We start from the raw sequence: 13,804 nt of genomic DNA on the forward strand, positions 1-13,804 counted from the left end.
CATACCGCGGGGCCGGCGGGCCGGGAGTCCCGGCGCTAGCCCGGCTGCGTACGCAGGTAGCGGCCGAAGTGCGGGACGGTGAACGCGACCGTGCCCCGTTCCCCGGAGTAGATCAGCCCCTTCTTGATCAGGGCGTCCCGGGCCGGGGAGAGGCTGGCCGGCTTGCGGCCCAGCGAGCGGGCCACGTCGGCGGTCGGCACGGCGGCGTCCAGGTCGTCGCTCTGGGCATCCTCCACCCGCGCCAGCGCGGCCATCGCCCGCATGTAGTCGCGTTCGGCCGGGGTGGCCCGTTCGAACCGGGAGCCGAAGAAGCCGACGGCCAGTTCCGCCTCTGCCTCGGGCGCCGCCACCCGTACGTCGGCGGCCGTGATCGGCGATCGGGGGGCGTGGTCCCAGGTCGCCTTCCCGTACGCCTGCACGAAGTACGGGTATCCGCCGGACTTCTCGTAGAGCAGGTCCAGTGCCTTCGGCTCGTACGCGACGTCTTCCCGCTCGGCCGGCGCGCACAGCGCCCGGTCGGCGGCGATCCGGTCCAGCCGGTCGATCCGCTGGTAGCGGAAGAGGCGTTCGGAGTACGACTTCGCGGCCGACAGCACCGCCGGCAGGTGTGGCAGGCCGGCCCCCACCACGATCAGCGGCGCGCCGAGTTGGGACAGTTCGTGGCAGGCGGCGCAGAGCGCCGACACGTCGGCGGCGCCGAGGTCCTGCATCTCGTCGATGAACAGCGCGACGCCGGTGCCGACGTCGGTGGCGACGCTGGCCGCGTCGGTGAAGAGTTCGACCAGGTCGATCTCGATGTCGCCGGAGTCGGCCCGCCCGGTCGCGGCCGGCACGTCGATCCCGGGCTGCCAGCGGTCCCGTAGCCGGGGTGCGCTGCTCCGGCCACCGGCCGGTGGGTTGGCCCGCAGCGCGAACGCCTTCAGCACGCCGAGGAACTCGTCGATCCGGTCCGGGGCGCGGTGGTGCGGGGCGAGTTCGCGGATCGCCATGTGCAGGGCGGCGGCGACCGGCCGGCGCAGCGACTGATCCGGCCGGGCCTCGATCTTGCCGGTGCCCCAGAGCCGGCCGATCGCCTGCGAGCGCAGGGTGTTGAGCAGCACGGTCTTGCCGACGCCGCGCAGGCCGGTCAGGACGAGGCTGCGTTCGGGGCGGCTCCGGGCGACGCGTTCGAGCACCACGTCGAACACTTCGAGTTCACGGCCGCGGCCGGCGAGTTCGGGTGGGCGCTGGCCGGCGCCCGGCGCGTACGGGTTTCGGACCGGGTCCATGCATCGCACGGTATCGGCATGTCTAGCGCGAACCCTAGATGTGCGTAGATCGGGGTATCGGCGTGTCGAGCAAAAGATAGGGCCGTCTAGCGTCAACGCTAGACGGCCCTATCTTTGGTAATTCAGCGCTTCTTGAGGCAGAGCACGTAGTCGGCCGCGTCGATCGGGTTGTCGTGGGTGTAGTTGGCGTCCGAGTCGGGGTCGCCGAAGATCGGGTCGGTCTGGCACTTCTCGCCGTCGGTGGTGAACGGGATCCGGGACAGCACCTCGTACGTGTTCGGGCCGCACGGCACCTTGCGCAGTTCGGCGTCCTCGGCGGTCCCGTCGTTCACCACGCAGTCGCCCTTGGCGAATGTGCCGCTGTCGCTCGACCGCGACGGCGAGGCCGACGGCGACGGCGAGGCGCTCGACGACGGCTCGCCGGTCGGGTCGACCGGTGCGGACACGGTCGGCGTCGGCCGTGCGTTCGGGTCCGGGTCGTCGTCGGAGTTCAGCAGCCACCAGACGCCGACCCCACACAGCGCGAGCATCAGGAGCACGACCAGGCCGATGATCAGGGCGATCTTGCCGCCACCGCCCCGCCTCGGCGGGGGCGGCGTCGGCTGGTATCCGACCGGGCCAGGCTGACCCCACTGGGCGGTCGGCGGCGGTGGCGGATACCCGCCGCTGACCGGCTGGCCGTACGGGTCCGCGGGCTGGCCGTACGGGTCACTCGGCGGCGGGGGGTAGGACGAGGGCGGCGGAGGGTACCCACCCGGACCGCTGGTGGGCGGTGGCGGCGGGTAGCTCCCGTACGGCGGCTGCTGGTTGTACGGGTCATCTGGCTGGCCCGGGCCGGGTGGACCGTAGCTCGACATGATCTCCCCAAGATCGAAGGGCGCTCCGCAACCGGTGATTCCCCAGGCTGCCTACGCACCGTAGCCTGCGCGCCCCCGGCTACCCACCCGTGGTGATCAGTCCACGGTGGGTCGCCCGGTGCATGAGTTCGTTTCTACGCCATTGGTGCAAGCCCGACGTCCTAACAATACGGATCAATCGGGCATCAGGATCTGTGGCCGGCGGGTCGGAGGCTCTGCCGGCCTCCGACCGCTCGATCACGGATAGTCAGCGCTTCTGGAGGCACAACACGAAGTCGAGTTCGTCCAGCTCGCTGTCGAAGTAGTACCAGTCCGAGTACTTGCCGACCCCGACCTCACGGCCGCACTTGGCCTTCGCGTCCGCCGACCCGTTCGTCTTGCCGTTGATCCGGCTCAGCACGGTGTAGGTGCCCTCGCCACACTCCACGATGACCAGAGTCGGCTTCTCGTTCGTGCCCTCGTTCTTGACGCACTGACCGTTCTGGACCTGGTCCAGCGGGTTGTCCGAGCCGGGCGCGGCGCTCGACGGCGCCGGCTCCGGCTCGGCGCTCGGGCTCGTCGGGGCGCCGGTCGGATCCGCGCCCGAACCGCCCTCCGGCTGGGTCGTGGCGCCGGTTCCGACGACGTCGGGCTTCTTCTCGTCACCACCGAGGAGCGTCCACGCGGCCACCCCGCCGCCCCCGAGGACCAGGACCGCGAGCACCGCGACCAGGGCGATCAGCGGGCCCTTGCTCTTGCGTGCCGGCGGGACGGGAGCGGCCTGCGTCCAGACCGGCTGCGGCTGCCCCTGCGGACCGAACTGCGGCGGTGGCGGGTAGGGCTGCTGGTCGAAACGCTGGGTACCGCCGACCGGCTGGGTCGGTTCGCGGTAGTCGTGATAGCCGGGATCGCCGGCCGGGGACCCGGTCGCGACGGGCGGGGTGGACACCTGCGCGTCCGGCCCACCCCACGGGTCGGACGGCTGCCCGTACCGCGGCTCGTCGGGCTGGCCGGCCGGCCACTGCGGTGGCTGACCGGGGTTGGGCCCGCCGGGCGGTCCGTAGTTGGACATGAACGTTCCTCCTGGCACGAGAGGTCGAGACGGGCCACCCGTACGGGACGGCGGTGTACGACGCCACCGTAGCGTGACCCCTCGATACCCCCACCTCCCCTAAGTGCGCCAAAGCCGCGGTGTCCGCCCGGTTCGCCCGAAGTGCCGTGGCCGCTCGACCCGGGATGTCGGCAACCTGACGGCCCTTGATCGCGTACGTCACACCCCCGGGCGAGCGGTGCCCCGGTCTAGCCTCCGGCGGTGCTGCTCACCCTCGTGGTCACCGGATCCGGCGCCGCGCTCGGCGCCCGCCTCCCACCCCTGATCCGCCGCTACTCGACCGCACCGCCGCCGGCACGGTCGGTGACCGCAGGCGTCACGGCGGTCGCGTTCGGACTGCTCGCCGCGAGCCTCGGTGCCGATCCCGTCCTGCCGGCGCTCCTCGGCATCGCCGCCGTCGGCGTGGTCCTCGCCTTCGTCGACCTGGCCTGCCTGCGGCTGCCGGACCCCCTGGTGCGCACCATGCTGGGGGTAGCCGTCGGCGGGCTGACCGGCGCGGCCTTCCTGACCGGCACCGGCACCGGACTCGTACGCGCCGCCGGGGCCGGCGCCGCCTGCCTCGCCGGCTACGTCGTACTCGCCCTGCTGCCGGGCTCCCGGCTCGGCTTCGGCGACGTCAAGCTCGGCGGCGTGCTCGGCCTGCCGCTGGGCTGGCTCGGCTGGGACACCGTCCTGTCCGGTGTGGTCCTGCCGTACCTGCTCGGCGGGCCGGTCGCCCTGGCGCTGCTGCTCACCGGCCGGATCGCCCGGGGCACCCCGCTGCCGTTCGGGCCGGCCCTGCTCACCGGCGCCCTCCTGGCCGTCGCCCTGACGGCGTGAGCCACCCGGGCCGTCGTCAGAGCAACCGGAGCTGGCGGTCCTTCGGCCGGCGCGGTTCGGTGTCGCCGAGCCGTTCGAAGAGGCCCGAGTCGATCGCGTCGAGGAACGGCGTCGGCCGGCACTCCCGCTCCCCGCCGTGCCGCATCCGCCGAGCGGTATGGCTGACGTAGAGGCGGTTCTGCGCGCGGGTCAGACCGACGAAGAAGAGCCGGCGCTCCTCGGCCACCTCGTCGTCCGACGGCATGGTGCCCGGCCAGCGCATCGGCAGCAACCCGTCCTCGCAGCCGACCATGAACACGACCGGGAACTCCAGTCCCTTCGCCGCGTGCAGGGTGAGCAGGGTGACCGCCTCGGCCCTCGGGTCGAGGGCGTCGACCTCGGCACCGGTCGTGACCTGGGCCAGGAACTCCGGCAGGTCGTCGCCGCAGCGTTGGGCGAGCGGGGTCAGCAACTCGACCGCCGACCAGACGTCCTCGGGACTGGCCGTACCGGATCCGTCGAGCGTCGGCGCGGTGAACCGTTGTGCGAGCACCTGGCCGGCCAGCCGTACCCGGGCGGCCAGCGATCCGCCGAGCCCGTTCTCGTGCCGCAGCTCGCGGATGATCGCGGCGACGCCGGCCCGGTCGCGGAGCCGGTCGTGGGACCGCTTCTGCACCGGTATGCCGGCCCGGGAGAGCGCGTCGACGACGGGGGCGGCCTGCGCGTCGGTGCGGTAGAGAACCGCGATGTCGGAGAACGACACGTTGGACACCCGGCCGTCGATCCGGCCGGAGTCCAGCGACCGGTGGGACACCCCGCCGACCAGCTCGTCGACGGTGCGTACGACGAAGTTGGCCTCGTCGACCACACCGGCCGCCGCGTAGCGGCCGACCAGCGGCGCCTCCGGATCGAGGCGGGCCGGATCGAGGCGCCGGCCGCGGACCAGCGACGACGGGGCGATGGCCTGGACCGCCGCGGCCAGGATCGGCGCCGACGAGCGGTAGTTGCGGTTGAGGCGGACCAGCCGGGCCTCCCGGAAGTCCTCCGAGAAGCGCAGGAAGTAGCCGACGTCCGCACCCCGGAACGAGTAGATCGCCTGGTCAGGGTCGCCGATCGCGCACAGGTTGCCGTCCGGTGGGCTGAGCAGGCGCAACAGCTCGTACTGGTCGGCGTCGACGTCCTGGTACTCGTCCACGAAGATCCACCGCCACCGGTCGCGGTAACGCTCGACCAGTTCGGCGTCGTCGCGCAGCAGGGCCAGCGGCAGGGTGACCAGCTCGTCGAGGTCGACCAGATCCTGGGCCCGCAACAGGTCGGTGTAGGCGGCCTCGTCGTCGCCGGCCTCGGCCCTGGCCTGGGCCCGGTCGGTGTCGTCGGCGATCCGGAAGTCGGGCGGCAGCCCCGCGGCCTTGGCGTTCTCCCGCAGCAGCGCCAGGCCCAGCGAGTGGAACGTGGCGACGGTGACGTCCTCGGCGACCGGGCCGAGCAGCCCGTCGAGGCGGGCCCGGAGTTCCTCGGCGGCCCGCCGGGTGAAGGTGATCGCCAGACAGTGCTCCGGGTAGACGTTCAGCTCGGCGCAGAGGTAGGCGATGCGGTGGGTCAGCGTACGCGTCTTGCCGGTTCCGGGACCGGCGACGATGAGCAGCGGCCCGCCCGGTGCCGACGCGGCCACCCGCTGCATCGCGTCGAGCCGGTCGAGCAGCCCGGTGCCGACCTCCTCCATGCCGGCCAGCATCGGCTCGAACGGCTCGTGCGGTGACGGCGGTGGCGGGAGCGGCGGCGCGGCGGCCGGCTCGGGCTTGGCCTTGGCGGTCTTCGCGGTCTTGGCGGCGTTCGCGGCCTTCGCGGCGTTCGCCTGGGCGGTCGCCGCCCGCCGCCGGGCCGCCGCCTCCGCCGGTGGCCGCTGCTGCGGCACCGGTACGTCGAACAGCGTCTGCGCCTGACCGGCCCGGTCCAGCTCACCGGGCTCGAAGAGCCGGATGACGCCGTACTCGCCGTCGAAGCCGGGGGTACGACGTACCTCGCCGCGCCGCAGCCGGCCGATCGCCTCGGCGAGCAGTTCACCGCCGGTCTGCCCGATGTCGTCGACGGGGACGGTGGTCAGGATGCCGAGTTCGGAGCCGAGCGCGGCGACGAGGGTGTTGAGTTGGCCCTCGACGGTCTTCGACTTCGGGCCGACCCCGTTGATCTCGCCGACGATCTCGGGCAGCGCGACCAGGTGGGTGACCTGGCGGGCGTGGGCGGGCACGTGCCCCTCCGGCCGGTCGGCCAGCTCCTCGACCCGGCTGAGCACGCCGACGGTCAGCGGCTTGCCACACTGCGGGCAGCGGCCCTCGGCCGCCCGGGTCTGCTCGGGTTGCCAGTTGACACCGCAGTTGCGGTGCCCGTCGGCATGGTATTTGCCCTCTTCGGGAAAGAACTCGATCGTGCCGTGCAGCCCGTCGCCGGTGCGCATCGCCTCACGTACGGCGTAGTAGTCGAGGTCGGTCGCGAACACCGTCGCCTCGCGGGCCAGTGCCGGCGGCGAGTGGGCGTCGGAGTTGGACACCAGTTGGTACCGGTCCAGGCTGGACACCCGCCAGTTCATCGCCGGGTCGGACGACAGACCGGTCTCGACGGCGAAGATGTGGTCGGCCAGGTCGGCGTAGCAGTCGGCGATCGCGTCGAAGCCGGACTTGGAGCCCAGCGCCGAGAACCACGGGGTCCAGATGTGGGCGGGGACGAGAAAGCCGTCCGGGCTGGCCTCGAGCGTGATCTCCAGCAGGTCGCGCGAGTCGAGGCCGAGGATGGGCCGCCCGTCGGAGGCGATGTTGCCGATCCGGGCGAGCGCGGTGTTGAACCGGGCCACGGCGTCGAGATCGGGCAGGTAGATGAGGTGGTGCACCTTGCGGGTGCGGTCGTCGCGCTTGTAGATCGTGGAGATCTCGACGCTGAGCATGTAGCGCACCGGGTTGGCCTCGGCGACGCTGGCCAGCCGGGCCGGGAGCTTACGGGCGATCTCGCGCTCGGCGTCGCGGCTGAGCCGGTAGAGCCCGGGCTCGGCCGGCTGGAGGCTTTCCCGGAGGTGTTCGTACCAGGCGGGGTGGGTGAAGTCGCCGGTGCCGAGCAGGCTGACACCCTTGCGCCGGGCCCACCAGGCCAGGTTCGACATGTTGAGGTCGCGGCTGCAGGCCCGCGAGTATTTGGAGTGGATGTGCAGGTCCGCCACGAACGGCCCGGTGGCCGTGGGGGAGCCGCCGGGGGGTGCAGCGCTGAACGGAAGCACGCCGCATCAAATCACGCGCGCGTCGGGCAGCGGTGGGCGCCACGCGCGACCGTGACATGCACTATCCCGTCAGGTTACCCGTCAGTGCGGTAGATCAAGGACAAATCACCCGATAAAAGAGGCATAGGGGGCACGATGTTTCCTTGATCGCCGCGCTGGCCGGGCGGTGTGGTGCCGGGCGGTGCGGTGGCCGGGCGCCGCACCGGCCGGGTGGGCGGTTCGGGGATCAAGGACTGCGTAGCTCGATCAGGCTGATCTGGGGCGGGGCGCCGACCCGTACCGGTGGTCCCCAGAAGCCCGCGCCGTTGGTGACGTAGACCTCGGTGCCGTCGACGTTGCCCCGGCCGGAGACCACCGGCTGCTCCAGACCCACCAGCAGGTTGAACGGCACGATCTGGCCGCCGTGGGTGTGCCCGGACAGTTGCAGGTCGACCCCGTACTTCGCCGCCTCCTGTGCCAGCACCGGCTGGTGGGCCAGCAGTACGACGGGACGGTCCGGGTCCCGGTCGCCGAGCGCCCGGTCGAAGTCGGGGCCGCCGGTGGCGCCCGTACCCTCGCCCGCCGGGTCGTTGACGCCGGCCACGTCGAGCACCCCGCGCGGCGTGACGATCTCCCGGCGCTCGTTCTCCAGCACCTGCAGACCCAACCGGTCGACCTCGGTGACCCACTCCTCCGCACCGGCGTAGTACTCGTGGTTGCCGGTCACGAAGAAACTGCCGTGGCGGGCCCGCAGATCCGCCAGCGGGGCCGCCGCCGGCCCCAGCTCCGCGACCGGCCCGTCGACCAGGTCGCCGACCACGGCCACCAGGTCGGCGTCGAGCCCGTTGATCAGATCCACGATCCGTTGGGTGTGCGCCCGGCCGAGCAGCGGCCCGATGTGGATGTCGGAGACGGTGGCGATCCGTAACCCGTCCAGGGCCCGGGGGAGCCGGGCGAGCGGGATGCTCACCCGGTCGATACGTGGCGGGCCGAGCGCGGTCGACACGCCGTACCCGGTGAGGCCGGTGGCGGTGAGGCCGGCGAAGATCGCGGCGCCGCGGGCGAGGAGCAGCCGGCGGGCGGGATCGTGGCCCGGCTCGGCCGCGGGCGGAGCGGGCGGTGCGGTGGGGGCCGGCGGTTCGGCCGGGCCGCCGCCCACCAGGGCCGGTTCGGTGACCAGGGACTCGGTGGCCGGTTCGGTGTCGGACGGTCCGGTCGGCGCGGCAGCCGGTCGGCGGCGCAGCGTCAGCCGGGCGACGAGCATCGGAATCTCGAGCACCAACATCACGACGAGCAGATAGAACATGACGGCGAGCCACAGGTAGCCCGGCCAGACCAGCCACGTCAGGCCGGACCGCGACGTGACCAGGGTGACCGGTACGAGCACGGCCAGGGCGAGCGCGGCCACGCTGCCGACCTGCCGCCACCGTCCCCGGCGGGTGGTGTCGCGGACCAGCCGTTTCCACAGATAGAGGTGGATCAGGCCGGTGACGACCGCGATCGTCCCCGCGAAGCCGATGACGGCCATGGAATCCAAGCCCTCCTCAGCCGCCGGCGAACGGCGGCAGGACGTCGACGGTCGCGCCCGCCGGAAGTGGTGCTAGACGATCATGCCAGGCGGTTCCGTCGACCAGAAAACTCGCGATCCCCAGTACGTGGGCCAGCCGTTCCCCGTGCGCGGCCGCGAGTACGCCGACGAGTTCGTCCAGCGACCGTACCGCCGCGAGGGTCTCCTCGGCGGTGCCCGCCGCAGCCCGTGCGGCGGCGAAGTAGCGCACGGTGAGCTGCGATTCCGCCACCCTCAGCCGCCGATCGCCGACATCGGGCGGGCCGGTTGCAGGAACGTCGGGTCGTCGATGCCGTGGCCGGCCTTCTTGCCCCACATCGCGGCCCGCCACCGGTCGGCGAGTTCGGCGTCGCCGGCACCGGCGCGCAGCGCCGCGCGCAGGTCCGTCTCCTCGGCGGCGAAGAGGCAGGCGCGTACCTGCCCGTCGGCGGTCAGCCGGGTGCGGTCGCAGTCGCCGCAGAACGGCCGGGTCACCGTGCCGATCACGCCGACGCGGGCGGAGTGGCCGTCGACCAGCCAGGTCTCGGCCGGTGCGCCGCCCCGTTCGGTCGGGTCGGGTCGCAGGGTGAACCCGGTCCGCAGATCGGCCAGGATCTCGTCGGCGGTCACCATCTCCGCCCGGTTCCAGCCGTGCTGCGCGTCGAGCGGCATCTGCTCGATGAACCGCAGTTCGTAACCGTTGGCGAGGGCGAACCGCAGCAGGTCGACGGCCTCGCCGTCGTTGATCCCCCGCATCAGCACGGCGTTGACCTTCACCGGTGTCAGGCCGGCGGCCGCCGCGGCGGCCAGCCCGGCGAGTACGTCGGGCAGCCGGTCCCGGCGGGTCAGCTCGGCGAAACGGGCCCGGTCGAGGGTGTCCAGCGACACGTTCACCCGGTCGAGTCCGGCGTCCCGCAGCGGTCCGGCGAGCCGGGCCAACCCGATCCCGTTGGTGGTCAGCGACAGCCTCGGACGAGGGCTGAGCCCGGCCACGGCCGCCACGATGCCGACCAGGTTGGGGCGGATCAGCGGTTCGCCGCCGGTGAACCGGACCTCGGTGACGCCCAGCCGCTCCACCGCGACCCGGACCAGCCGGATCACCTCGGCGTCGCCGAGCATCTCGTCGCGCGGCAGCCAGGCCAGCCCTTCGGCCGGCATGCAGTAGGTGCAGCGCAGGTTGCACCGGTCGGTCAGCGAGACCCGCAGGTCGGTCGCCGTCCGACCGAAGCGGTCGGCGAGCCCGGCCCGCTCGGGCTGCCCGACGGTCGTCATCGTCCGACGGTAGCGCGTCGCCGGTGCCCGCCGTAGCCGGTGCTCAGGCACGCAGGGCCGCCTCGGCGGCGGCCCGGACCGCGCCGGCGTAGGCGGCGCCGAACAGCGCGGTGTGCACCAGCAACAAGTGCAACTGGTGTACGGGCACCCGCTCCCGCCAGCCGTCGGCCAGCGGCCACACCTCGCCGTACCCGTCGATGATCTCCGCGAGGTGCGGTGCGCCACCGAAGAGCGCGAGCTGGGCCAGGTCGGTTTCGCGGTGCCCGCCGTGCGCCGCCGGGTCGACCAGCCAGGCCCGCCCGTCCGCGGCCCACAGCACGTTGCCCGGCCACAGGTCGCCGTGCAGGCGGGCGGGCGGCTCCGTGCCGCCGTACCCGTCGATCCCGGCGACCAGCCGCTCCACCAGGGCGACCTCGGTCGCGGAGAGCGCGCCGTTGTCGACCGACCGCCGCAGGTAGGGCAGCAGCCGACGCTCGGCGAACCACGCCGACCACGGCCCGGCCGACGGCGTGTTGTCCTGCGGCAGCGCGCCGATGAAGCCCGGCCACTCGGCGCCGAAGGCGGGCGCCCCGGCCCGGTGCAGCGCCGCCAGTTCCCGGCCGAACCGGGCGGCGGCGCGGGCGGTGGCCGGTCCGGGCTCGACCCACTCGAGCGCCAGCAGGTCCGGCAGGGCCACGACCACCTCCGGTACGGGCACCGCGTCCGCCGCCCGCAGCCAGGCCAGCCCGGCCGCCTCGGCGGCGAAGAACCCCTCCGGTACGGGTGTGGCCGGCCCCGGCGGCCAGGTCTTGGTGAACAGCGAGCTGCCGTCGTCGAGGGTGAGGCGGGACGCCGCGCAGATGTCCCCGCCACCCACCGGCGTCTCGCGAATCCGCTGGTGGGTGAGGAAGGTCGGCAGGTGCTGCGGGTGCGCCCGGAGGTAGGCCAGGTCCATCCGGGCAACCTAACCGTTGCCCAGCCAAATCTGTGCTCCCCAGGTGGTATCGCGGCGGCCGATTCGGGGGTAGAGATGAGGTATGAGCGAGCGTAGTGAAGGAATCGGCAAGCTCAGATCGAATCATGGCGGCCGCGAGCGAAGTGAGCAGGCGTTATGAACGAGGTCGCGATCCGCCCGTACCGGCCCGCCGACCACGGAGCCGGCCGGAGTCTCTGCGCCGAACTGGCCGCCCACCATGGTGTGCTCTACGCCGATCCGGGGCACGGCGGCGCCGACCCGGGTGCGGCGTTCGAGGAATACCTGACCAGGCTCGACCTGTCCGGCGTGTGGGTCGCCGAACACCCGGTCGACGGCGTGGTCGGCCTGGTCGGTCTGATCATGGACGGGTCGTCGGGGCAGGTCGAACCGGTGGTGGTGGCGCGGACCCATCGCAGCCGGGGAATCGGTCGCGCGCTGCTCCGCCGGGTCGCCGACGAGGCCCGCCGCCGGGGCCTAAACAAGCTGACGGTACGCCCGCAGGCCCGCAACGAGCAGGCTCTGCGCTGCCTGCACGCGGCCGGCTACGACGTGCTGTCCGCCGTCGAGCTGACCCTCGACCTGCAGCCGGGTGGTGGCGGTGGCGACCGCGACGACGTCGCACTTCACGGAGTGCGGTTTCGGTCCTGAGCAGCGACAATACTCTGCGTGACTGTGGATGACCGGCGTGTCGTCCACAGGCGCGGGGCAGGGCATTCCGATCAACGGGCGGCCGGGCCAGGCTGCTCGGCATGACCCTGACCGATCCCCCGCCCCCGCCCGACCAGCCGCCGTCCACCGGACCCGGCGCCCGGTCGGGGCCGCCGCCGCCGCCGAAGCTCTCCGTGCGCTCGCCCGCCGACCTCCTCGCCGCCGTGCCCTACCTGATCGGGTTCCACCCGGCCGACAGCGTCGTGGTGGTGGCACTTCGCGGCTCGAAGATCGTCTTCGCGGCTCGGGGCGACCTGCCCACGCCCGGCGCGTCCGCCCCGGCCCGGGACGCCACCGCCCGGCATCTCGCCCTGGTCGTCGCCAGGCAGCGGGCCGACAGCGCGATGATCGTCGGCTACGGTGCCGCGACCCGGGTCACCCCGACCGTCGAACTGGTCGGGACGGCGCTGCGTGAAGCCCGGCTGCGTGTGCTGGAGGCGCTGCGGGTGACCGAGGGCCGCTACTGGTCGTACCTGTGCGACGCCGTCGACTGCTGTCCCGCCGAGGGCACCGCATACGACCCGGCGGCAACCGAGGTGGCGGCCGCCGCCACCTTCGCCGGCCAGGTCGCGCTCCCCGATCGGGCGGCGCTGGCCAACCAGGTCGCCCCGGTCGTCGGGCCGGCCCGCGAGGCGATGCGGCAGGCCACCCGCCGCGCCGACAACCGGCTCCGCGAACTGGTTGACGGGGCGGCTCCGCCGACGACGGCCGACCGGGTGGTGCGCATCGCGGGCGAGGCCGCCGTACGGGCCGCGATGACCCGGCACCGGGAGCAGGGGCGGCTCACCGACGACGAGTTGGCCTGGCTGACCGTGCTGTTGCCGCACCTGCCGGTCCGGGACCACGCCTGGGAACGCATCGGCGACGACGACTGGCAGGTGACGATGTGGACGGACGTGGTGCGACGGGTGGAGCCCGGACTCGCCGCCGCCCCCGCGAGCCTGCTCGCGTTCGCCGCCTGGCGGGCCGGCAACGGCGCGCTGGCGAGCGTCGCGATCGACCGGGCGTTGCACGCCGAGCCCGGCTACCCCATGGCGCTGTTGATCGACGAGGCGCTGCAACTGGGAACCCCGCCCTCGATGCTCGCCGAGTGGCCACAGGCCGGTGGCCGCATGCCCCCTCGGCGTTCTGCCGGACCAGCACGCCGCCGGACCCGCCGTCGCCGGATCGGCACCTGACCGCCGTGGGCCCGCCCTTCATGGGCGGCCCGTTCAACTGTTGTAACTGCGTAGCAGCGTTGCCATGTATGCCGGGGCCAGCGTTCGGACGAATGCCTCGGGCGTGGCTGTCGTTAGAGCCTGGACAGCCAGGTCGACACCGGGAGAGCGCCTACGGCCGAATAGTTCGCGCAGGTGTTCGACGCCCTCGCGTACGCTCGCGCCGGCCATGTCATCGTTGGCCAGTGTCCGTAGCCTGGCTCCGACATGGTCGGCAGGATCTGACTGCATCAGACGGATCACGTCGCTGGCGTCCTTTGGCTTGACTCGGTCCAGTCGCCTGGCATCTACGGCGGTCAGTCGTTCATGCAGCTTGTGCGCCTTTGCCACCAGCAATGCTGCGGTTCCTGCTACTGGGACGAGCAGTGCGCGTCGATCGACCTGCGGTTCCAAGCTGGTGATCAGTACGTTGCTGTGGTCGGCGGCGGCAGCCTCCAGGCCAGGGGTCCGACGGGCCGCATTCTTGCCGTGTGTTGGCAGTTCCGCCGAGCGTCGGCCCCGGCCCGCGAGCCTCTCGGGTACGAGTAGATCGACTGGAACGTCAACGGTACGGCCACCTATGGCGGTCGAGGCGATCCAGATGCCCGGCTCGGTAGTTAGTCGGAACCCTGCTGACCGCATCGCTTCCTCGATCTTGGGTTCCTGGCCGAGCATCCGAGGGTCGAGGGTGAGGTCGGCGTCCGTTGTGAATGGCGCGATGCTGATGTCGAGTTCAGCGTCGCCGGTGCGCACGTATATCGCCTGAGCGCCGGCCAGGATGACAGCCTTTCGGTGTTCGGCCAGGGCTTCGAAAGCGTCCAGTAGTACACGGCGCGCAGCTATGTACAGGGGGTCCGTAGAGGTGCTCAC

The 13,804-nt window shown here is 72.6% G+C and carries 12 protein-coding genes; 3 read left to right on the forward strand and 9 right to left on the reverse strand.

Translation table 11 applies throughout. The features are described 5' to 3' along the window. Nucleotides 1-35: 35 nt before the first annotated feature. From AB0M79_RS15755 to AB0M79_RS15765, 3 genes are all read right to left on the reverse strand, one after another. Entirely contained in the window at nucleotides 36-1,268 is a 1,233-nt protein-coding gene (locus AB0M79_RS15755; RefSeq protein ID WP_364213310.1) for an ATP-binding protein, read from the reverse strand. A 122-nt stretch (nucleotides 1,269-1,390) separates the two neighbouring features. Next, complete coding sequence (locus tag AB0M79_RS15760) at nucleotides 1,391-2,125, reverse strand: hypothetical protein (RefSeq protein WP_364213312.1); 735 nt, start codon at nucleotides 2,123-2,125, stop codon at nucleotides 1,391-1,393. A 247-nt stretch (nucleotides 2,126-2,372) separates the two neighbouring features. Continuing rightward, nucleotides 2,373-3,176: a flagellar basal body protein FliL gene (locus AB0M79_RS15765; RefSeq protein WP_364213315.1), complete on the reverse strand. Its 804-nt coding sequence runs from the start codon at nucleotides 3,174-3,176 to the stop codon at nucleotides 2,373-2,375. 240 nt (nucleotides 3,177-3,416) lie between these two features. Here AB0M79_RS15765 and AB0M79_RS15770 point away from each other — a divergent pair, with 240 nt between their 5' ends. Further along, a complete protein-coding gene (locus AB0M79_RS15770) occupies nucleotides 3,417-4,034 on the forward strand; it encodes a prepilin peptidase (RefSeq protein WP_364213318.1) in 618 nt (205 codons plus the stop codon). A 16-nt stretch (nucleotides 4,035-4,050) separates the two neighbouring features. Here the strand turns inward: AB0M79_RS15770 and AB0M79_RS15775 are convergent, their stop codons facing one another. From AB0M79_RS15775 to AB0M79_RS15795, 5 genes are all read right to left on the reverse strand, one after another. After that, on the reverse strand, nucleotides 4,051-7,278 hold the full coding sequence (locus AB0M79_RS15775; protein WP_364213321.1) for a UvrD-helicase domain-containing protein: 3,228 nt from the start codon (nucleotides 7,276-7,278) through the stop codon (nucleotides 4,051-4,053). A gap of 226 nt (nucleotides 7,279-7,504) precedes the next feature. Then, on the reverse strand, nucleotides 7,505-8,785 hold the full coding sequence (locus AB0M79_RS15780; RefSeq protein WP_364213324.1) for a metallophosphoesterase: 1,281 nt from the start codon (nucleotides 8,783-8,785) through the stop codon (nucleotides 7,505-7,507). Between the two features lie 16 nt (nucleotides 8,786-8,801). Beyond that, a complete protein-coding gene (locus tag AB0M79_RS15785) occupies nucleotides 8,802-9,056 on the reverse strand; it encodes a MoaD/ThiS family protein (RefSeq protein ID WP_364213327.1) in 255 nt (84 codons plus the stop codon). Nucleotides 9,057-9,058: 2 nt separating this feature from the next. Beyond that, nucleotides 9,059-10,075: a GTP 3',8-cyclase MoaA gene (gene moaA, locus AB0M79_RS15790; RefSeq protein WP_364213330.1), complete on the reverse strand. Its 1,017-nt coding sequence runs from the start codon at nucleotides 10,073-10,075 to the stop codon at nucleotides 9,059-9,061. 43 nt (nucleotides 10,076-10,118) lie between these two features. Next, nucleotides 10,119-11,009: a fructosamine kinase family protein gene (locus AB0M79_RS15795; protein WP_364213333.1), complete on the reverse strand. Its 891-nt coding sequence runs from the start codon at nucleotides 11,007-11,009 to the stop codon at nucleotides 10,119-10,121. Between the two features lie 156 nt (nucleotides 11,010-11,165). Between AB0M79_RS15795 and AB0M79_RS15800 the strand changes: the two genes are divergently transcribed. Then, a complete protein-coding gene (locus AB0M79_RS15800; protein ID WP_364213336.1) occupies nucleotides 11,166-11,678 on the forward strand; it encodes a GNAT family N-acetyltransferase in 513 nt (170 codons plus the stop codon). A 101-nt stretch (nucleotides 11,679-11,779) separates the two neighbouring features. Beyond that, the gene (locus AB0M79_RS15805; RefSeq protein ID WP_364213339.1) at nucleotides 11,780-12,916 is read left to right on the forward strand and encodes a DUF4192 domain-containing protein; all 1,137 of its coding nucleotides are present in this window, start codon (nucleotides 11,780-11,782) and stop codon (nucleotides 12,914-12,916) included. A gap of 33 nt (nucleotides 12,917-12,949) precedes the next feature. Here the strand turns inward: AB0M79_RS15805 and AB0M79_RS15810 are convergent, their stop codons facing one another. Continuing rightward, entirely contained in the window at nucleotides 12,950-13,804 is an 855-nt protein-coding gene (locus AB0M79_RS15810) for a hypothetical protein (RefSeq protein WP_364213342.1), read from the reverse strand.

The organism is Polymorphospora sp. NPDC051019 (assembly GCF_040683055.1).
Classification (GTDB): Bacteria; Actinomycetota; Actinomycetes; order Mycobacteriales; family Micromonosporaceae; genus Polymorphospora; species Polymorphospora lycopeni.